This is a genomic window from Streptomyces sp. GbtcB6 (assembly GCF_019091475.1).
Classification (GTDB): domain Bacteria; phylum Actinomycetota; class Actinomycetes; order Streptomycetales; family Streptomycetaceae; genus Streptomyces; species Streptomyces hyaluromycini.
Genome location: NZ_JAGXJL010000191.1, coordinates 1 through 540 on the forward strand (window position 1 = coordinate 1; position 540 = coordinate 540).

The window sequence follows — 540 nt, forward strand, 5'->3', positions numbered from 1 at the left end:
CGGGGTCGTCCGAACGGCGCAGCAGCGGCAGGAACGCGGTGGTGGTGCGGACCACGCCGATGACGTTGACGTCGAGGACGGCGCGGGCGTCGGCGGCGGTGAGGTCGCCGGGATCACCGAAGGGACCCTGGACCCCCGCGTTGTTGATCAGGACATCGATCCTGCCCTCGTGCTCGGCGACGTCCGCGGCGGCGGCGGCCACGGACGCGTCGTCGGTCACGTCGACGGGGACGAAGCGTGCGCCCAGCGCGGCGGCTGCCTCCTCACCCCGCTCACGGTCGCGGGCTCCCAGGAGAACGGTGTGACCGCACGCGATGAGGCGGCGGGCGGTCTCGCGGCCGATGCCCTTGTTGGCTCCGGTGATGAAAGTGATCGTCATGCCTTCGATAGTTGCCTTGACGAGGGAGCCGGACCAGGGACGCTTCGACGGTGGGAAGACCAGTACCACCCTCGCGCCCCCGCATGTGATCGGGGACGCGGGAGGATGGAGAGCATGACGACGACACCCCCCGGAGCTGGACTGGGCGCGATGATCCGCAC

At 70.6% G+C, this 540-nt stretch carries 1 protein-coding gene; it reads right to left on the minus strand.

Annotation, left to right across the window (positions count from 1 at the left end; all coding sequences use genetic code 11):
• Positions 1–379 (minus strand): SDR family NAD(P)-dependent oxidoreductase (locus tag KVT45_RS55120; RefSeq protein ID WP_217562667.1); only part of this gene is annotated, 379 nt, incomplete at its 3' end.
• Between the last annotated feature and the right edge of the window lie 161 nt (positions 380–540).